The organism is Aeromonas taiwanensis (assembly GCF_000820165.1).
Classification (GTDB): Bacteria; Pseudomonadota; Gammaproteobacteria; order Enterobacterales; family Aeromonadaceae; genus Aeromonas; species Aeromonas taiwanensis.
The window spans coordinates 174,356-194,214 of record NZ_CDDD01000101.1 but is presented as its reverse complement, the minus strand read 5'-3'; the positions used below and the strand labels follow the sequence as shown (position 1 = coordinate 194,214).

Annotated in this window: 16 protein-coding genes; 12 read left to right on the top strand and 4 right to left on the bottom strand. The window is 61.2% G+C overall.

Annotation, left to right across the window (positions count from 1 at the left end):
- Window positions 1-80 precede the first annotated feature (80 nt).
- On the bottom strand, window positions 81-980 hold the full coding sequence (locus BN1136_RS18555) for a LysR family transcriptional regulator ArgP (protein WP_043757249.1): 900 nt from the start codon (window positions 978-980) through the stop codon (window positions 81-83).
- 579 nt (window positions 981-1,559) lie between these two features.
- On the opposite strand from BN1136_RS18555, the gene BN1136_RS18550 reads away from it, so the two are divergent.
- The 3 genes from BN1136_RS18550 to BN1136_RS18540 all read left to right on the top strand — a co-directional run bounded on the left by BN1136_RS18550 (window position 1,560) and on the right by BN1136_RS18540 (window position 5,333).
- Window positions 1,560-2,342, top strand: a complete 783-nt coding sequence (locus BN1136_RS18550) for a LuxR family transcriptional regulator (protein ID WP_043757251.1) — start codon at window positions 1,560-1,562, stop codon at window positions 2,340-2,342.
- Between the two features lie 263 nt (window positions 2,343-2,605).
- Window positions 2,606-3,226, top strand: coding sequence for an L-lysine exporter (gene lysE / locus BN1136_RS18545; protein ID WP_043757303.1), 621 nt, complete (start codon window positions 2,606-2,608; stop codon window positions 3,224-3,226).
- 127 nt (window positions 3,227-3,353) lie between these two features.
- Window positions 3,354-5,333: a bifunctional 2',3'-cyclic-nucleotide 2'-phosphodiesterase/3'-nucleotidase gene (locus tag BN1136_RS18540; protein ID WP_043757254.1), complete on the top strand. Its 1,980-nt coding sequence runs from the start codon at window positions 3,354-3,356 to the stop codon at window positions 5,331-5,333.
- Window positions 5,334-5,449: 116 nt separating this feature from the next.
- Here the strand turns inward: BN1136_RS18540 and lpxL are convergent, their stop codons facing one another.
- Window positions 5,450-6,373: an LpxL/LpxP family Kdo(2)-lipid IV(A) lauroyl/palmitoleoyl acyltransferase gene (gene lpxL / locus BN1136_RS18535; RefSeq protein WP_043757257.1), complete on the bottom strand. Its 924-nt coding sequence runs from the start codon at window positions 6,371-6,373 to the stop codon at window positions 5,450-5,452.
- 262 nt (window positions 6,374-6,635) lie between these two features.
- Here lpxL and hldE point away from each other — a divergent pair, with 262 nt between their 5' ends.
- Entirely contained in the window at window positions 6,636-8,063 is a 1,428-nt protein-coding gene (gene hldE / locus BN1136_RS18530; RefSeq protein ID WP_043757260.1) for a bifunctional D-glycero-beta-D-manno-heptose-7-phosphate kinase/D-glycero-beta-D-manno-heptose 1-phosphate adenylyltransferase HldE, read from the top strand.
- Between the two features lie 99 nt (window positions 8,064-8,162).
- Here hldE and tolC read toward each other — a convergent pair whose 3' ends face one another.
- On the bottom strand, window positions 8,163-9,488 hold the full coding sequence (gene tolC, locus BN1136_RS18525; protein ID WP_043757263.1) for an outer membrane channel protein TolC: 1,326 nt from the start codon (window positions 9,486-9,488) through the stop codon (window positions 8,163-8,165).
- Between the two features lie 307 nt (window positions 9,489-9,795).
- Here tolC and nudF point away from each other — a divergent pair, with 307 nt between their 5' ends.
- The 8 genes from nudF (at window position 9,796) to parC (ending at window position 17,891) form a co-directional block, all read left to right on the top strand.
- Window positions 9,796-10,437: an ADP-ribose diphosphatase gene (gene nudF / locus BN1136_RS18520; protein ID WP_043757266.1), complete on the top strand. Its 642-nt coding sequence runs from the start codon at window positions 9,796-9,798 to the stop codon at window positions 10,435-10,437.
- Window positions 10,438-10,536: 99 nt separating this feature from the next.
- Window positions 10,537-10,983, top strand: coding sequence for a DUF1249 domain-containing protein (locus tag BN1136_RS18515; RefSeq protein WP_043757268.1), 447 nt, complete (start codon window positions 10,537-10,539; stop codon window positions 10,981-10,983).
- Between the two features lie 28 nt (window positions 10,984-11,011).
- Window positions 11,012-11,830: a 3',5'-cyclic-AMP phosphodiesterase gene (gene cpdA, locus BN1136_RS18510; protein WP_043757271.1), complete on the top strand. Its 819-nt coding sequence runs from the start codon at window positions 11,012-11,014 to the stop codon at window positions 11,828-11,830.
- A gap of 10 nt (window positions 11,831-11,840) precedes the next feature.
- Entirely contained in the window at window positions 11,841-12,428 is a 588-nt protein-coding gene (locus BN1136_RS18505) for a YqiA/YcfP family alpha/beta fold hydrolase (protein WP_043757272.1), read from the top strand.
- 2 nt (window positions 12,429-12,430) lie between these two features.
- Window positions 12,431-13,054 (top strand): NUDIX hydrolase, encoded by a 624-nt coding sequence (locus tag BN1136_RS18500; protein WP_043757275.1) that lies wholly within the window; start codon window positions 12,431-12,433, stop codon window positions 13,052-13,054.
- A gap of 36 nt (window positions 13,055-13,090) precedes the next feature.
- Window positions 13,091-13,486, top strand: coding sequence for a GFA family protein (locus BN1136_RS18495; RefSeq protein WP_043757279.1), 396 nt, complete (start codon window positions 13,091-13,093; stop codon window positions 13,484-13,486).
- Between the two features lie 128 nt (window positions 13,487-13,614).
- A complete protein-coding gene (gene parE / locus BN1136_RS18490; protein WP_043757282.1) occupies window positions 13,615-15,513 on the top strand; it encodes a DNA topoisomerase IV subunit B in 1,899 nt (632 codons plus the stop codon).
- 83 nt (window positions 15,514-15,596) lie between these two features.
- Window positions 15,597-17,891, top strand: coding sequence for a DNA topoisomerase IV subunit A (parC, locus tag BN1136_RS18485; RefSeq protein ID WP_043757286.1), 2,295 nt, complete (start codon window positions 15,597-15,599; stop codon window positions 17,889-17,891).
- Between the two features lie 48 nt (window positions 17,892-17,939).
- Here parC and BN1136_RS20330 read toward each other — a convergent pair whose 3' ends face one another.
- Window positions 17,940-19,496, bottom strand: coding sequence for a HEPN domain-containing protein (locus tag BN1136_RS20330; protein WP_156135316.1), 1,557 nt, complete (start codon window positions 19,494-19,496; stop codon window positions 17,940-17,942).
- Window positions 19,497-19,859: the final 363 nt, after the last annotated feature.

The window sequence follows — 19,859 nt, the reverse complement described above, 5'->3', positions numbered from 1 at the left end:
GGAACCTGAGTGGAGACCTGATGGTTAATCGCCCAGCACTATACGTTTTTACCCCTCCAAAGCCAAGGTGAACGGCCCCCTCAGCGCGGCTGCAGTGCCTGGCGTCCCTGCTGGATGAGGCGCTGGGAGATCTGCTTGTGCAGCCCCCGCTCCAGCACCCAGCGGTGCCAGTAGAGTCGCTCTATCAGGTGGTGCTCAGGGCTGAGATCGAGCAGGCGCCCCTCGGCAAGTTGCTGACGGATCTGCAGTTCAGGGATGAGACAGCAGGCCAGCCCCTGTTCGGCCATGGCGACAAAGGCCTCGGACGAGCGCACCGTGTGGCAGGGGTAGCCACCGGGGGGCAGTGCGAAGTGGCGGGCCATGAAGCTCACGTGCATGTCGTCGCGCTGATCGAAGGCCACCGCCGGCGCCTTGGCGAGTGCCTCCGGGGTCAGGCCGTGGGGGAAGTGGCGGGCGACGAAGGCGGGGCTGGCGGTCAACAGGTAGCGCATCTCGCCGAGCTCGTCGACGCAGCAGCCGGCCAGTGCCTGGGACTGCAGGCTGACGGCGCCGAACGCCTGCCCCTCGCGCACCCGATCCAGGGTGCGGCTCTCGTCGTCCACCAGGAGATTCAGCTCGATGGGGTGCTGCTCCAGCAGCGGCGCCAGGGCGGGCAGGAACCAGGTGGCCAGGCTGTCGGCGTTGACGGCGATGCTGACCCGGATCGGCGCCTGGGGCGCGGCGGGAGAGAGCTCCCCGGCCAGCTCCAGTTCCAGCTGGCGCACCTGACGGTAGTGGGCCAGCAGCTTCTGGCCGAGCGGGGTGGCCTGCAGGGGCTGGCTGCGGATGAGCAGGGGCTCGGCAAACTGTTGCTCCAGCTGCTTGATGCGCTGGGAGATGGCAGACTGGGTGATGTGCAGGCGCTGGGCGGCGCGCTCGAAGTTCTGCTCCTGCATCACCGCATCCAGCGCCAGCAGCAGCTTGTAGTCCAGCGTCTTCATCAGCATTCCTTATGAGAAGGAGGATTGAGCAAGAATGCTACTGGAGCGGCGCCGGGAGGACAACCCGCTGCGGATGGTGAAGAGGGGCCGCCACTGTGAGATGTGACAGTAGAGGTCAAATGAGATTCATAAGATACTCATTTGGTCCGTTTTTGCATGGGGTGGAAACGGGCCATAGCGAGCGTCTTGGTCCCGGGCACAGCCCCGGGGCCTTTTTACGGGATCAGGTCGCCGCAACCAGCGTGCTGGCGACTCTGTACTCCCCTCGCCAGGGGGCTGAACACATATCGCTCTGGTAAAGCTGAGCAGGTGGCGTCAGCTGCACAGGTTGTGCTCCACTTCCGTTCTGTACCCGATGGGTATCCAGTTTGTCGATATCGTTCCGGGTGGGTTTCTTTCAGGGTTTTTTGCCTCGATTGAGTCGGTTTGAAAGGGCTCGTTTGCGAAACCGATTGCGCTCGTTTCCGGCCTACCATCTGGGGTGTTCGGCTGATTTTTCTTTGAAAACAAGCATTCATATCTCTGTATTTCAGGGTTAGCCGCTATAATCCCAGGCCTTGGCCACGGGGAGGCTTGCCCATGACACGCGACCAACTGCTTGAGTATCTGGAACATTTCACTCTGGTGACCGATGGCAACCGGCTGTCCGAGCTGATCGGTCGTTTCTCTCGGGGTATGGGCTACGACTACTATCGCTTTGCGCTCATCCTGCCCATGTCGATGCAAAGGCCCAAGGTCGTGCTGTTCAACCAGTGCCCCGACTCCTGGGTGCAGGCCTATACGGCGAACAACATGCTGGCCTGCGACCCCATCATCCAGCTTGCCCGCCAGCAGACCCTGCCTATCTACTGGAATCGACTGGACGAGAAGGCGCGCTTCCTGCAAGAGGGGAGCATGGACGTGATGGGGCTGGCGGCGGAGTTCGGGTTGCGCAACGGCATCTCGTTCCCGTTGCACGGCGCGGCGGGAGAGAACGGCATACTGTCGTTCATCACCCGGGAGCGGGCGTCGAGCGACCTGATGCTGGAGTCCTCGCCCATCCTCTCCTGGATGTCCCACTACATCTTCGAGGCGGCGATCCGGGTCGTGCGCAGCAGCATGAGGGAAGATGCTCCCCAGGAGGCCCTGACGGAGCGGGAGACCGAGTGCCTGTTCTGGGCCAGCGAGGGGAAGACGTCGGGGGAGATTGCCTGCATTCTCGGGATCACCGAGCGTACGGTGAACTACCACCTCAATCAGGTGACCCGCAAGACGGGCTCGATGAACCGCTACCAGGCCGTCGCCAAGGGGGTCAGCAGCGGCATCCTGCTGCCCAACCTCGAGCAGGTCGTGGTCACCAACTTCCCCAGGTTGCCGCAGTGAGCCCCGACCGGGCCGCGCCCCCCCCATCGTTCGATATTTTCCCAGTCGCCATGCTCGCCTTCTCACCCGCACTTCCTATCCCGGTGATTCTCTGGGCCGTGTCAGGGCGCCACAATTGCCAGATCCTGCCACTGACAGCCCGCCGCCGAGCAGCTTCCCGTTCTGGTCATAAGATTTTCGAATACACCAGAAAATGAATGAATTTCTCTGATTGAGTGCGCCCCTTTATAGTGCGTCCAACTCTTCTACAGGAACGCATGTCCATGTTTGCCACCACCCTGCAAGGCTTTACCCTCGGCCTCGCCATGATCATCCCCATCGGAGCCCAGAATGCCTTCGTGCTGAGCCGGGGCATCCACCGCAACCACCACCTGCTGACGGCGACCCTCTGCTGCCTGTGCGATCTCGTGCTGATCGGCATAGGTGTCTTCGGTGGCGCCAACCTGCTGGCGGCCAGTCCGGTGGGGCTGGCCCTGCTCACCTGGGGCGGCGTGCTCTTCCTCGGCTGGTTCGGCGTGCGCTCCCTGCGCAGCGCCTGGCGCGGCCAGGAGGCGGCGCTGGCGGATTCGCCGCAGCTGATGGGGGTCAAGAGCGTGCTGGCCATGACCCTCGGGGTGACCCTGCTCAATCCCCATGTCTATCTGGATACCCTGATGCTGCTCGGCTCCTTCGGCAGCCAGTTTTCCGAGGAGCTGCGGCCTGCCTTTGCGGCCGGTGCCATGCTGGCGTCCCTGGTCTGGTTCTACGGGCTGGCATTCGGGGCGGCGGCGCTGTCACCCTGGCTCGCTCGGGGAAGAGTGCAGCAAGCCATTGATCTTGTTGTTGGTCTCATCATGCTGGTGTTGGCGGCCAAGCTGGCAGGCGGGGCCATCCTGGCCTCATAAGGCTATTTTTGTGCCGGGCTTCATAAAAATGAGTCCCGGTGTCATCTGCTGACATATTCGTCTGTTAAATTCCCGGCGCTGGTAAAGCGTTACTCATAATAAAAGGGAAAATACAGTGAATAACACCATGAAGCTGGGGGCGATTGCCGCCATCGTGCTGCTGTCTGCCTGCAGCAACGAAAACGACAGCAAGGCGCAGCCGGGGACCGTCTCCCTGCGCCTGATCCAGACCTCCGATATCCACTCCAACGTGCTGGGGTATGACTACTACCAGAACAAGGAGGACCGCAAGTTCGGCCTCTCCCGCACCGCCTTGCTGATCCGCGCGGCCCGCGCCGAGAACCCCAACAACCTGCTGCTCGACAACGGCGACCTGATCCAGGGCACGCCGCTGGCGGACTACATCTTCGAACAGTCCGGCGCCGGTTACCTGGAGAAACAGGCGCACCCTGTGTTCAAGGCGATGAACGAGCTCGGCTACGACGCCGGCAACCTCGGCAACCACGAGTTCAACTACGGCCTGGACTACCTCGGCAAGGTGCTGGCGGGAGCCGAGTTCCCCTATGTGAACGCCAACGTGTTCGAGGCGGCGGCCTTCAAGCGGGACGCCAAGGGGCAGATTGAGTGGAGTGGCAACAAGTTCACCCCCTACCTGCTGCTGGATCGCGAGGTGACCGACGACAAGGGTCAGCGTCAGACCGTCAAGGTGGGCATTCTGGGCCTGACCCCGACCCAGGTGCTGCAGTGGGACAAACGCCATCTGGAAGGCAAGGTGGTGGTGGCCGACATGGTCGAGGCCGCGAACCACTACGTGCCCGAGATGCGTGCCAAGGGGGCCGATCTGGTGGTGGTGGTGGCCCATACCGGCATCAACGCCAGCAGCTACGAGGCCATGATGGAGAACTCCGCCTGGCACCTGGCCAAGGTGAAGGGGGTCGATGCCCTGATGCTGGGCCATGCCCACAAGAACTTCCCGGGGGATTTCCCGGATCTGCCGGAGGTGGACAACCAGGCCGGCACCCTCAGCGGCATCCCGACCGTGATGCCCGGCTACTGGGGCAACCACCTCGGCATCATCGACCTCAAGCTGGAGCAGGTGGACGGCAAGTGGCAGGTGAAACAGAGCCAGGCCAGCCTGCGCAAGATCGACGCCAGCGAGGGCAGCGCCGTGGATCAGCGGGTGGTGGACCTGGTGCAGGCGGATCACGACGCCACCAACCAGTGGCTGGACGAGCCGCTGGGCAAGATCACCTCTCCCATCCACAGCTTCTTCGCCCTGGTGCAGGACGACCCCTCGGTGCAGCTGGTGAGCGATGCCCAGCGCCGCCACGCCGAGCAACTGCAAAAAGACGGCCTGCTCAAGGAGTCCTACCCGATCCTGTCGGTTGCGGCCCCGTTCCGTGGCGGGCGCAACGGCATCAACGACTTCACCTATGTGACCCAGGGCGACATCTCCCTGCGCAACGTCTCCGACCTCTACATCTACCCGAACACCCTGCAGGTGGTCGAGGTGAACGGGGCCACCGTCAAGGAGTGGCTGGAGATGAGCGCCGGCCAGTTCAACCGGATCGACACCACCAAGACAGAGGTGCAGTGGCTGGTGAACGAGAACTTCCCCACCTACAACTTCGACGTGATTGACGGGGTCAGCTACGAGGTGGACATCACCCAGCCCGCCCGTTACGGCAAGGACGGGGTCAAGGTGAGCGACGGCCAGCGCATCAGCGGCCTCACCTTCAACGGCCAGCCCATCGATCCGGCCCAGAAGTTCTACGTGGTGACCAACAACTACCGCGCCAGCGGCGGCGGCCACTTCCCGGGCATCGATGGCAGCAACATCGTGCATGAGGATCCCTTCGAGACGCGCGAGATCATTGCCCAGTACCTGAAGGCCCAGTCCGCCGAGAACCCGGCCGGCTTTAGCCCGGCGGCCAACAACAACTGGCACATGAAGGCCCTGCCGGCCAACGTGGACGTGCGCCTCTACTCCTCGCCGACCGACGAGGCCAAGGCCCTGGCGGGGGCGGATCTGGCGTACCAGTCCACCCTGCCGACGGACGACGCCAAGCACCCCGGCTACGCCATCTACCGCCTGATCCGCCAGTAAGGCTGGCTTTGGCAGTCAACAAAAAGCCCTCGCAGTGCGAGGGCTTTTCCATAGGGCCGGTGGCAAGGCGCTGTCGGCAGTGTCACCCTCCGGCGTCGGGAGTGACGGGCCGGCCATCAGTAGTAGCCGGGATCTTCCGGATTGGGACGGGTCTTGAAGCGGCGGTGCAGCCACATGTACTGCTCGGGGGCCTTGCGCACGGCGGCTTCTATCTCCCGGTTGGCGCGGCTGGCATCCGCCACGTCGTCGCCGCTCGGGTAGTCTGCCAGCGGCGCCCCTATGTGCAGGGTGTAACCGGTGGCGGTACGGATGTTGTAGCAGGGCAGGGTGACGGTGTTTTTCACCCGGGCCAGGGTGGCGGTGCCCGTGATGGTGGCCGCCTGCTCTACCGCGAAATAGGGCACAAAGACACTGGCATGGCTGCCGTAGTCGTGATCCGGCGCGTACCAGAGGGCGTCGCCGTTGCGCAGCGCCTTGATCATGCCCTTCACGTCCATGCGGTCCACCAGGTATTTGTTGGAGGCGCAGCGGCCGTGGTACTGGGCGTACTCCAGCACCGGGTTGGTGTTGGGGCGATAGACGCCGACTCCGGGCCGCACCAGGCCGAAGCAGCGGGCATTCAGTTCAAGAGTGAGGAAGTGGCAGGAGAGCAGCAGCATGCCCTGGCCCTGCTCCACGGCGCGGGCAACGTGCTCTTCCCCTTCCACCGTCATCAGGCGGCGCATCCGCCAGTCCGGCCAGAACCAGGCCATGCCCACCTCGAAGATGGCGCAACCCACGCTCTCGAAGTTCTGCACCAGCAGGGCCTCGCGCTGATCCCGGCTGAGCTCCGGCATCGCCAGCTCCAGGTTGCGGCGGGCAACCTTGACGCGGGATTTCAATACCTTGCGGGCCAGGGTTCCGAGCTGGCGACCCAGCCACATCTGGCTGCGCCAGGGCAGCAGCACCAGCAGCCAGAGCAGACCGAGGCCCAGCCAGCTGCCCCAGTAACGGGGATGGAACAGGCGGGGTTCGAGTCGGGGAGCTTGTTCTTGGGCCATGAAGAGTCTCTTGTTCACAAACGCAAAATAGGGGAGTCCAGCCGAACGGGGCGGGCCGTGCTTGTGCCTGGCCGTGCGGATGGTGCCACTCGCAATCTGGGGATTCTATCCGAAAAAGCGGGACGGGTGCGAATCACCGTCGCCTGGTCAGAGGGGTCGGGAGGGATGGGGCCGGTGACCACGGCAGCGCTTTTTTCACGTCGGAGAAAAGAGTGTGATAAAATCGACCGCTGAATTTTTCAGGTTTTGAGAGCCGATACAGATGAAGATCACCCTGCCCGAGTTTGAAAAAGCCCGCGTTCTGGTCGTTGGCGATGTCATGTTGGATCGCTACTGGCATGGCCCCACCGGCCGGATCTCCCCCGAGGCACCGGTGCCCGTGGTCAAGGTCGAGCACATCGAGGAACGCCCGGGTGGCGCTGCCAACGTGGCGCTCAACTCTGCCGCCCTCGGCGCCCAGGCCGTGCTGCTGGGGCTGACCGGTCAGGATGAGCCTGCCGATGCCCTCGCCGGCCAGATGGCCGGGGTCAAGGTCGCCTGTGATTTCGTTCGCCTGGCCGACTACCCGACCATCACCAAGCTGCGGGTGCTGTCGCGCAACCAGCAGCTGCTGCGCCTGGACTTCGAAGAGGCCTTCCACGACGTGGATGCGAGCCTGCTGATGGGCAAGGTCGAGCAGGCGCTGCCCGAGGCGGACGTGATGATCCTCTCCGACTATGGCAAGGGTGCCCTGAACGACGTGCCCGGCATGATCCGCCGCGCCCGCGCCGCCGGCATTCCCGTGCTGGTCGACCCCAAGGGGACCGACTTCGAGAAGTACCGCGGCGCCACCCTGCTGACCCCCAACATGTCCGAATTCGAGGCCGTGGTGGGCAAGGTGAAGGGGGAGGAGGAGCTGGTCGCCAAGGGGCTGGACCTGGTCAAGCGCTTCGAGCTGGACGCCCTGCTGGTGACCCGCTCCGAGAACGGCATGACCCTGATCCGCGAAGGACGGCCCGAGCTGCACCTGCCGGCCCAGGCCCACGAGGTCTATGACGTGACCGGTGCCGGCGATACCGTCATCTCCACCCTGGCGACCTCGCTGGCCGCCGGCATGAGCCTGGACGAGGCCTGTGCCCTGGCCAATACCGCCGCCGGCATCGTGGTTGGCAAGCTGGGGACCTCCACCGTCAGCCCGGTGGAGCTCGCCAACGCGCTCTACACCGAGCAGGAGACCGGTTTTGGCGTCATGTCCGAGGCCCAGCTCAAGGTGGCCGTCCAGGCTGCACGCCTGCGTGGCGAGAAGGTGGTGATGACCAACGGCTGCTTCGACATTCTGCATGCGGGCCACGTCTCCTACCTGGCCAATGCGGGCAAGCTGGGGGATCGCCTGATCGTGGCGGTCAACACCGACGAGTCCGTGCGCCGCCTCAAGGGCCCGGGCCGTCCGGTCAATCCGACCGAGCGCCGCATGACGGTGCTGGCGGCGCTGGGTGCCGTGGACTGGGTGGTTCCCTTCAGCGAAGACACCCCCCAGCGCCTGATCGCCGAGATCCTGCCGGATCTGCTGGTCAAGGGCGGCGACTACAAGCCTGAAGATATCGCGGGTTACGCCGAAGTGACCGCCAATGGCGGCGAGGTGCGGGTGCTGAACTTCGAGGACGGCTGCTCCACCACCGACATCATCAAGACCATCCGCGAGCGCGGCTGAGTCAAGAGAACCTGCCCATGGCCGGCCCCGCAAGGGGCTGGCAAGCAGGCAGCAAAAAGGCGACCCGAGGGTCGCCTTTTTTCATGGGGTGCGCCTGGCTCAGGACTGCTTGGTGACCTGAGGGGCGGGCATCAGACCCTGGTTCACCTCTTCCAGATCCTTCTGCTCCAGAATGCCGGCGGCCTGCTTGAGGGAGAGGATGCTGAGGATGTAGTTGTAGCGAGCCTCGGAGAGCTTCTGCTTGGCCTCGTACAGCTTGCGGGTGGAGTCCAGCACGTCGACTATGGTGCGGGTACCGACCTCGTAACCGGCCTCGGTCGCCTTCAGGGCGCTGTCGGCGGAGATGACGGACTGGCTGTAGGCGCGCACCGAGCCGATGCTGGCGTTCACGTTGTTGTAGGAGGAGCGGACCGTGCTCTGCACCGAGCGGAAGCTGCGCTCCAGCTGCTCGCTGGCGGCCACGTAGTTGAACTGCGCCTGCTTGACCTGGGAGGTGGTGGCACCCCCGGTGTAGAGCGGCAGGTTGAAGTTCAGGCCGATGTTGCCCTGGTTGCTGTTGCTCTCGGGGTTGCGGATCTCGTCCTTGTAGTCGTTGTAACCGGCGCTGAGGCCGGCGCCCAGATCCAGGGTCGGCTCGTGGCCGGTCTTGGCCAGATCGATCTGTTCCTTGGCGATGTCCTTGCCGATGCGGGCGCTGTGCAGCTCCAGGTTCTTGTCCAGCGCCAGCTCCAGCCACTTGTCGGAGTTGAAGGCGGTCTTCTGCGGGCTGAAGCGATCGGTGTTGAGCACGTCCAGCTGGCGGTGATCGATGCCGGTCAGCTCGCGCAGGCTCTCGTAGCTGTTGTCCAAGGTGTTCTCGGCATTGATCTCGTCTGCCAGCGCCTGATCGCGCTCGGCCTCGGCTTCGTGCACGTCGGTGATGGCGGTCAGGCCCACTTCGAAGCGCTGCTGGGTCTGTTCAAGCTGACGCTCGACCGCGGTCTTGTTGGCCCGCACGAACTCCAGGGTATCCATCGCCTTGAGCACGTTGAAGTAGGCCTGGGCGGTACGCAGCATCAGGGTCTGGTATTCGAGGTTGTAGGCCACATCGGACTGGGTGGCGCTCTTCTCGGTGAGGTCCAGGTTGACCCAGTTGCTGCGACGGTAGATGGACTGATCCAGGGTCAGGGAGCCGGTGGCGCCGGTGTTGGTCTGGGTGTCATCCTTGTTCTGCAGGTAGTTCAGGCCGGCACCCAGGTTGATCTGGGGCAAGAGGGCGGCACGGGATTCGTTGATCTTCTCGAAGGCTTGGTCGCGCTTGGCCTTGGACTCCAGCAGTTGGGTATCCTTGAGCTGGGCTTGTTGGTAAATATCGAGCAGGTTTTCGGCATGAGCGGTCGCGCTCACACCCAGCATCACCATGACTGACAAGAGTGTTCTTTTCATATGATAGTTTTAACCTTTTGTATCAACCCAAAGCTGTCCGCTGGATGAAGAGAGGGATTGTCACCGACCAAGCTTGATTTCAGCTTAACCACTCTACTATAAGCAGATTTCATTGCGAACTGTCTCTTTTCCAGCAGGGGCAACGTCAAGGTTTGGGGCGAGTTTTCTCGGCAAGGCGCCTAGCCAAATGTCCTGTGACTGCTAAAATCCTTCCCTCATCGTCGGCGAGCACGAGTGAATGAATGTTCATTCATGACCCCGAATATTATGGTCAAACCAAGCCAAGTCAAGCTGGCAGGAGTCTCGAATGTCACAGCAAGCCTTGCCTCAAACCGCCCACTTTGCCAGTGATGATGTGAAAATCATCGATAAATCAGCTGGATATAACGGCTTCTTCAAGGTGAACGTTTACCGTCTACAACACAGGTTGTTCGCTGGTGGCTGGAATGAGCCCATAGTACGCGAGCTGTTCGAACGGGGCCATGCCGCCGCCCTGCTGCCCTATGACCCGGTGCGCGATGAAATCGTGCTGGTGGAGCAGTTTCGCATCGGCGCCATGGAGACCAGCGCCACCCCCTGGCTGCTTGAACTGGTGGCCGGCATCATAGACGAAGGGGAGACCGCCGAGGCTGTGGTGCGCCGCGAGGCGGTGGAAGAGGCCGGCATCGAGGTGGGCCGCTGCGAGCATGCCATCAGCTACCTGGTGAGCCCGGGTGGCAGCACAGAGCGGATCGAGGTCTATGTGGGCGAGGTGGATGCGAGTCGGGCCTCGGGGATCCACGGTCTGGCGGAAGAGGGGGAAGACATCCGGGTGCACGTGGTGAGCCGTGAGCAAGCCTATGCCTGGCTCAAGGAGGGGCGTATCGACAACGCCGCTTCCGTCATCGCCCTGCAGTGGCTGGCCCTCAACCACGGCGAGCTGCAAGCCCGCTGGCTGGCGGGGCGCTGAGGTGGCGCTCGTTCAGACCGGGGTCAGGTGTCGTGTGGCCGACTTGATCACCATGCAGCGGGTCCACTCTTCATGGACCCTGATTGATGGAGCCGCGATATGCCATTAGTCCAGAGCCCGATGAAGCGCTATGTGCCTGATCTGATGTCCTTGCAGCGTACCTGCGAGGTGAATTACATGGCCTTGATGAAGCTCTTGCCCCCCGACAGTGTCGTGGGGGCCGAGCGCCGCTATCAGGTAGGCAACGGCCTGCAGTTCCGGCTCACCGTCACCGAAGAGAGCCGCTTCACCAGCCAGGTGATCCTGGCCCAGCACAATCCCGAGTTGCCGAGCTACTTGCAGGCTCGCATTGAGATTCGTTTGTATCACGACGTGCGGATGGCGGAAGTGTGTGCGGCGCAACAGATTTCGATGTTGCAACCACGTTATGATTATCCCAATCAAAAAATGCACCACAGGGATGAAAAAGAGCAGGTAAATCTATTCCTGGCCGATTGGTTAAGATTTTGTCTCAAACACGGCACCAGCCTGATCAACATCCTCTAGTCGAACTCATAAAAAAAGAAGCGTGATTTTGGAAACAGAGCTACCTCAGGCGCCGGACGGCAGTGTGCGCCTGTTACAGATTACCGATACCCACCTCTTCGCCAGTGCCGAGGGGCGGTTGCTGGCCGTGCCCACCGCAGCGAGCCTGGCCGCCGTGCTGGAGCAGGTACAGGGCAACGACCATCCGTTCGATCTCATCCTCGCCACCGGGGATCTCTCCCAGGATCACAGCCCGGAATCCTATCAGCGCTTTGCCTCCATGATGGCTCCCCTGGCGCGCCCCATCTACTGGCTGCCCGGCAACCACGACGACGGTCCCCTGATGACCGAGTATCTGCATGCGGCCGGGATCAGCGAGGCCAAGCAACTGGTGGGGGAGCACTGGCAGGTGATCCTGCTCGACACCCAGGTGCGTGGCAAACCTCACGGGGTGCTGGGGGATCACCAGCTGGCGGCGCTGGACAGCGCACTGCGCCAGCATCCCGAGCGGCACGCCCTGATCGCCCTGCACCATCAGGCGGTGCCGGTGGGCTGCGCCTGGCTGGATCAGCACAACCTCAAGAATGCCGACGATCTCTTTGCCGTGCTGGCTCGTCACCCGCAGCAGAAGACCATACTGTTCGGCCACGTCCACCAGGAGTTTGACGAGGTGCATCGCGGCGTGCGACTCATCGCGAGCCCCTCCACCTGCATCCAGTTCAAGCCGCTCTCCGACGGTTTCGCCCTGGACGAATCCGGCCCGGGCTGGCGCTATCTCACTCTGCATCCGGACGGCCGGATCGCGAGCCAGGTGTGGCGCCTGCCGCTGGGGCAGTTCGTGCCGGACCCCAATGCCACCGGTTACTGAGGAGCACTGCATGAAGCCCGTCCTCCTCTACCTGCACGGTTTCAACTCCTCACCGGGTTCCGCCAAGGCGCAACAGATGGCGGCCTGGGTGGCCGCCAACCGACCCGACATCGAGGTGGTGATCCCGGCCCAGCCCAATACTCCGGCGCAGGCCTGGGCGGCCATCGAGCAGACCCTTGCCGGGCTGCAGGCCCGTCATGGGGAGGGGCTGCGCCTCGGCGCCGTGGGCAGCTCCCTCGGCGGCTTTATGGCGACCAGGGTGAGCGAGTTGTACGGCTGCCGTGCCGCCCTCATCAACCCGGCGGTGCGCCCCCACGAGCTCTTGTGCGACTATCTCGGCCCCCAGACCAATCCCTACACGAACGAGCAGTTTGAACTGCTGCCGGCGCACATGGACGAGCTGCGGGCGTTGGCGGTACCGGTCACGGCCCCCGAGCGGCTCTGGATCCTGCAGCAGCAGGACGATGAAGTGCTCGACTATCGCAAGGCGCTGCAGGAGTACGCCTTCGCCCGCCTCTCCCTGGAATGCGGTGGCAATCACGCCTTCACAGGCTTCGAGCGCTATCCCGCCCAGATCATTCGCTTCCTCGGGCTCTAGCCGTGCAACCGCCGTTGGCCGCCTTCCTCGAACAGGTGCTGGCCACGGCGCAGGCGGGGCTCACCTACTCCAAAGACCCCTTCGACATCGGCCGCTTCGAGGCGCTGCGCGCGGCCACGGTCGCCCTTATCGCCAGCCAGAGCGAGCTGGATCCCGCAGCCATCGGCGACTGGATTGCCCTCGATAGTGGCTACCCCACCCCCAAGCTGGACGTGCGGGCGCTCATCCTCGATGAGGCCGGACAGATCCTGCTGGTGCAGGAGCGCAGCGACGGGGCCTGGACCCTGCCGGGGGGCTGGTGTGACGTCGGCGACTCGCCGGCGGGGGCTGTGGTGCGCGAGGTGGCGGAGGAGACGGGCCTGGCGTGCCGGGCCGTGCAGCTGCTGGCCCTGTTCGACAAGCTCAGGCACCCCCATCCGCCCCAGCTGCCCCACGCCCACAAGGCCTTCTTCCTGTGCGAGGTGACGGGTGGCCAGCTGCTGGGCGAGACCGATGAAACTCAGGGCGCCGGGTACTTCCCCATCGATGCGTTGCCACCCCTCTCTCACCATCGGGTGGTGGCATCCCAGCTGCGCACCCTCCATGACCATGTGCGGCAAGGGCGGCGAGATACCCTGTTCGATTGATTGGCTCGGAACCTGAACCGTCTGCAAGGAGGCCGGATGATCAAGCGTATCGGCAATACCCCCATTCAAGAGAAACACACCGCCAGCTGTCATTGCGGCGCCGTGGTGCTGGAGCTGACCCTGCCGGACGGCGTGGTGGATCCGCGCCGCTGCGACTGCTCCCTCTGCCGGCGGCGGGGGGCCATCGTCGCCTCGGTGCCGCTCTCCGGCATCCGCATCCTGCAGGGGGAGGCGGCGCTTCGCTGCTACCAGTTCAATACCCGCACCGCGAAGCACTATTTCTGCTCTGTCTGCGGCATCTACACCCATCACCAGCGTCGCTCCAACCCGGCGGAGTATGGCTACAACCTCGCCTGCCTTGAGGGGGTCAATCCGTTCGAGCTCGGCGAGGTGCCGGTGCTGGACGGCATCCACCATCCGGCCGACCGTTAAGACCGGCCCGGCGTTCTCCCGAAAAATGGCAGGGCACCCATTCAGATCAAGCTTTCTGTGCTGGGAGTTTGTTCTGCCCCCGCCTAGCAGTTAAGATTCCCCCCAAACGTCAATTCGCAAGGCCCTCCATGTCCACTCAATACAATGCGGATGCCATTGAGGTCCTCAATGGCCTCGAACCGGTGCGTCGTCGCCCCGGCATGTACACCGACACCACCCGGCCCAATCACCTCGGCCAGGAGGTCATCGACAACAGCGTCGACGAGGCGCTGGCGGGGCATGCCCGCAATCTGGAGGTGATCCTGCACGAGGACCAGTCCCTCGAGGTGATCGACGACGGTCGCGGCATGCCGGTCGACATCCACCCGGAGGAAGGGGTCAGCGGGGTGGAGCTCATCCTCTGCAAGCTGCACGCGGGGGGCAAGTTCTCCAACAAGAACTACCAGTTCTCCGGCGGCCTGCACGGGGTGGGGATCTCGGTGGTGAACGCCCTCTCCGAGCGGGTCGAGGTGACGGTGCGCCGGGACGGCCAGGTCTATGACATCGCCTTCGAGCGTGGCGAGAAGGTACAGGAGCTGACCATCACAGGCACCTGCGGCCGCCGCAACACCGGCACCCGGGTGCGCTTCTGGCCCCAGCCGAGCTATTTCGACTCGCCGCGCTTCTCGGTCTCCAAGCTCGAGCACCTGCTCAAGGCCAAGGCCGTGCTCTGCCCGGGCCTCACCATCAAGTTCCTCGACAAGAACACTGGCATCAAGCTGGAGTGGTGCTACGAAGATGGCCTCAAGGATTACCTGGTCGACGCGGTCAAGCAGTTCACCTGCCTGCCGGAGCAGCCCTTCGTCGGCTCCTTCAGCTCCGAGCAATCGGCGGTGGACTGGGCCCTGTGCTGGTTGCCGGAAGGGGGCGAGTGCCTCGCCGAATCCTATGTGAACCTGATCCCCACGGCGCTTGGCGGTACCCACGTCAACGGCCTGCGTCAGGGGCTGCTCGACGCCATGCGCGAGTTCTGCGAGTTCCGCAACCTCCTGCCGCGCGGGGTCAAGCTCACTCCGGAGGATATCTGGGATCGCTGCGCCTACATCCTCTCCATCAAGATGCAGGATCCCCAGTTTGCCGGTCAGACCAAGGAACGGCTCTCCTCCCGCCAGAGCTCGGCGTTCGTGTCGGGCGTGGTGAAGGATGCCTTCAGCCTCTATCTGAACAGCAACACCGAGCTCGCCGAACAGCTGGCGGAGCTCTGCATCTCCAGCGCCCAGCGCCGCATGCGCGCCGCCAAGACGGTGGTGCGCAAGAAGATTACCCAGGGCCCGGCCCTGCCCGGCAAGCTCACCGACTGCGGCTGCGCCGACCCCATGCAGGGGGAGCTCTTCCTGGTGGAGGGTGACTCCGCGGGCGGCAGCGCCAAGCAGGCGCGGGATCGCGAGTTCCAGGCCATCATGCCCCTGCGCGGCAAGATCCTGAACACCTGGGAGGTCGAAGCCGGTCAGGTGCTCGCCTCGCAAGAAGTGCACGACATCTCGGTGGCCATCGGGCTCGACCCCGACTCCAACGACCTCAGTGGCCTTCGCTACGGCAAGGTGTGCATCCTCGCGGATGCGGACTCGGACGGTCTGCACATCGCCACCCTGCTCTGCGCCCTCTTTGTGAAGCACTTCAGAACCCTGGTCGAAAAGGGTCACGTCTATGTGGCCATGCCGCCCCTCTATCGCATCGACATCGGCAAGGAGGTCTTCTACGCCCTCGACGAGGACGAGAAGAACGGCGTACTGCAGCGGGTCGAAGCCGAGAAGAAGAAGGGCAAGGTGATGGTGACCCGATTCAAGGGCTTGGGTGAGATGAACCCGAAACAGCTGCGGGAAACCACCATGGATCCCAACACTCGCCGCCTGGTGCAACTCACCATGGGTGCGGAAGGGGATGAGGGGGATGAGACCCTGCAGCTGATGGACATGCTGCTGGCCAAGAAGCGGGCGAGCGATCGCCGTGAGTGGCTGGAAGAGAAGGGCAACCTCGCCATCATCTAAGCCGTTGGCCGGCCCTGTCGGGGCCGGCAAGCATTTAGCCGGAGCCGCCCTGTGGGGGCTCCCGAACCGAAAGAGAAAATCACATGAGTGATGCTATCGAGCTCAGTCTGGACGGGGTGGAGCGCCAGCCAATGCGCACCTTCACCGAGCAGGCTTACTTGAACTACTCCATGTACGTCATCATGGATCGGGCCCTGCCGCACATCGGCGACGGCCTCAAGCCCGTGCAGCGGCGCATCATCTACGCCATGAGCGAGCTGGGGCTGTCGGCCCTCTCCAAGCACAAGAAGTCTGCCCGTACCGTGGGTGACGTGCTGGGTAAATATCACCCCCACGGCGACAGCGCCTGTTACGAGGCCATGGTGCTGATGGCCCAGCCCTTCTCCTACCGCTACCCGCTGGTGGACGGTCAGGGCAACTGGGGTGCGCCGGACGATCCCAAATCCTTCGCCGCCATGCGTTATACCGAGGCGCGGCTGTCGCGCTTCTCCGAGCTGCTGCTCTCCGAGTTGGGGCAAGGCACGGTGGAGTGGACGCCGAACTTCGACGGCACCATGAAAGAGCCCGTGGTGCTGCCTGCCCGCCTGCCCCACATCCTGCTCAACGGGGTGACCGGCATCGCGGTGGGGATGGCGACCGATATCCCGCCCCACAACGCGCGGGAAGTGGCCCACGCCTGTGTGGAGCTGCTGGATAACCCCAATGCCGGCCTGGATGCCCTGATGGCCCATGTGCAGGGGCCGGACTACCCGACCAATGCCGAGATCATCACGCCGCGGGACGACATCCGCAAAATCTACGAGACCGGCAAAGGCTCCATCAAGCAGCGAGCGGTCTGGAGCGAGGAGGATGGCGACATCGTCATCACGGCGCTGCCCCATCAGGCCTCAGGCGCCAAGATCATGGAGCAGATTGCCGCCCAGATGGTGGCCAAAAAGCTGCCCATGGTGACCGATCTGCGCGATGAGTCGGACCACGAGAACCCGACCCGTCTGGTGATAGTGCCGCGCTCCAACCGGGTGGACGTGGAGGGGCTGATGGCCCACCTGTTCGCCACCACGGACTTGGAGAAGAACTACCGGGTCAACCTCAACATCCTGGGTCTGGACAACCGTCCCCAGGTGAAAGACCTCAAGACCATCCTCACCGAGTGGCTGAGCTTCCGTCGTGAGACGGTGCGCCGCCGCCTGCAGTATCGCCTCGACAAGGTGCTGGCTCGCCTGCACATTCTCGAAGGTTTGCTGATCGCCTACCTCAACATCGACGAGGTGATCGAGATCATCCGCACCGAGGAAGAGCCGGGCCGGGTGATGATGGAGCGCTTCAACATCAGCGAGACCCAGGCCGAGGCGATCCTCGAGCTCAAACTGCGCCACCTGGCCAAGCTCGAAGAGTTCAAGCTGCGCGCCGAACAGAATGAGCTGGCCGAAGAGCGCGACAAGCTGGAACTGATCTTGGGTTCCGAGCGCCGTCTCAGCACCCTGCTCAAGAAAGAGATCCTGGCGGATGCCGAGAAGTACGGCGACGATCGCCGCACCCCGCTGGTGGAGCGCGCCACCGCCGTGGCCCTGACTGAGAAGGAGCTGACCCCGAGTGAGCCGGTCACCGTCATCCTTTCCGACAAGGGCTGGGTGCGCGCCGCCAAGGGCCACGACGTGGACGTGGCCGGGCTCTCCTACAAGGCGGGGGATGGCTATCTGGCCCACGCCCATGGCCGCAGCAACCAGCAGGCGGTGTTCCTCTCCACCCTGGGGAGAACCTACTCGCTGGAGGCTCACACCCTGCCCTCCGCCCGCAGTCAGGGCGAGCCGCTCACCGGCCGCTTCGCGCTGGGGGCTGGTGAAGAGGTGCGCCATCTGGTGATGGGCAACGAGGGCGAGCCGTATCTGATCGCGAGCGACGCCGGTTACGGCTTCGTCTGCAAATACGACGACCTGATTGGCAAGAACAAGAACGGCAAGGCGCTGCTCACCGTACCGGAAGGGGGCATCGTCATGGCGCCCCAGAAGATAGGCGCGCCGGACACGGATCTCTGCATGGCCATCTCCAACGAGGGGCGCATGCTGCTGTTCCCGCTCAATACCCTGCCGGTGCTCGGCAAGGGCAAGGGCAACAAGCTCATCAGCATCCCGTCGGCGCGCGTGAAGGCACGAGAGGAGTTTGTGGTGATGGCTGCCGTCATTCCGCAGGGCCAGTCGGTGACCCTGTTTGCCGGCAAGCGCAAGCTGACCCTGAAACCTTCAGATCTCGACTACTACCGTGGCGAACGTGGTCGCCGCGGCGCCAAGCTGCCCCGCGGTTTGCAGCGGGTCGATCGCATCGAGATTGAACCCGTCGCCGGCGCCGAACCGGTAGCCGGGGAAAATCAGGAAGGGTAATTATTAATGAAGGGCGCGAAAGCGCCCTTCATCTAATTCTGATATTGGCTAGCGATTAACAAGTATTTCTTTGACTCTCTCACCTGATGACTTGGGGAGTATGTCATGATCTGATATTAATTTTGTTATGCAGCGGATACCAATGTCAATTACCTCACTTCTCAATGAATCAACATTGTCAGGAGTCATTAGTTTGCTTTTTTTACCGTGGACAATTTCACTGCGTAAAGTATACAGTTTACGTAGTCTCTGATAAAGCTCATCTCTATCTGCAGGTTCTGCCAAATATTTTGCCATGCTAGCGGTGACTTTGAATGATGTTTCGAAAGCTTCACTGAACATTCCTTCCCAAGCAATTATTGCATCCACAATCGCATCTTCAGGATGAATGCGTTCAAATATTGCATTTTTTAACCTTTGTAAAGGAATGTTAATGTATTTTAAGTTTGTATCTGAAAGTTTCTTAAACCAACCCTTAATGGGCGCTACGTCCTTTTCATCAACTATAAGATATTTACTGGGTGGGGTGCTGCTAATGGAATAATTCCCAGGGATCAGCAAAGGAAAACCGCTTTCAGAAAAGCTATGCGATATTCCTCTATCTTCCCTCAGAGCAAAAGCTAACGCTAATTTTAGCGTGTCGATAATATTAGTTATTTTTTTATGGCAATGCTCCTCCATTGCACATGTCATGCTGGCGTTAGTATCAATCAGGCGTGTTTTTTCTTTTATCTCTAGAACATGGCCTGAAATGTAGTTACTTTCGCCGTTGAAATTGTGAGATGTCGTAGTTAGAGAGTGAACACTTGGATTAGACGGTGAGTCAAATTGCCGTAGATAGGTATTTTGATCAAACTCAATATCTGTAAACCCATCAAAGTTCATACCTCTAATTCCCATGAAATATGAATACTCAATCTCACCGTTGCTAGCTAACCCCCTAAGTGAATTTAGATTTATATCAATTTCTTTTAATACATCAGATAATGAATATGCCATTTTGTTACAGGCATTTTGAAATGATCTTATAATAAGGGTGTTGAATGCAGAATATACTTGAGTGGAAAACTCAGTGCCGTTGTCCAACCTCACAGAAAAACAGTAGTCAAAGCCATCCTTTTGATTGGTTATTTTGTTAAGGATGTCACTTTTAACCAAGGAAATGAACTTAATTGCATTGTCATGGTTGGTGTTTATATACATTCCTACATCATGACTTCCCTGCGAATGTCTCAACATCAATATTGGATATTCAGAAATACATGTAGTCACTAGCAAGGATAGTATAGGGTCATCTGTTTTATATTGTGGGTAACTACCGCCACAATGTTTTCTGAAAAAATCAAAAATGTTTTTTCCATCTATTCCTAATGAGGATAGTGAAAGGGATATGCTATCTCCTATTATCCCTTCAGTTGCTTGTCTAATCCTAATCTCTTCAATTTTCTTCGCTAGAAAATGAACGACCTCATTCTGAACCTCTGATAGTGATGCTGCGATTTTGTCTAGTTCTTCAGGTTTCTCAGAATCAATGGCAAGGCTATAGGTTAACAACCTTGGTCCAATGTAACTTGCTATTAGTCTTATCTTGTGATTAACGTCCATATTCTTTTCCAAGTAAAGAAGCGACTCTTGAAGTTGACTCTTAAGCAGATTGGTTTACAGGTTATCATAATTAGGAAGATTATTATCTTATGCCAAGACTGAATTTTGGTTATGAGGACTGCAGGCGTGATGGGCGAAACGTAATGAGAAGTTCACGAAAACCAGTTGTCGCCATTCTGTAGGCATTTTAGCCCGTAGGTCTGATTAGCGAGGCGTAATCAGACGTTCGCGAAAACCGGTTGCCGCTGTTCTGCCAGCAACCCCTCTTCTCTCCCTTTTCCAATCGCCACGGGGCCAATGGCGTGGACGATTACGCTTCGCTAATCGACCCTACGCCTCCCCGCTCGCTAAGCTTAAAGGGGA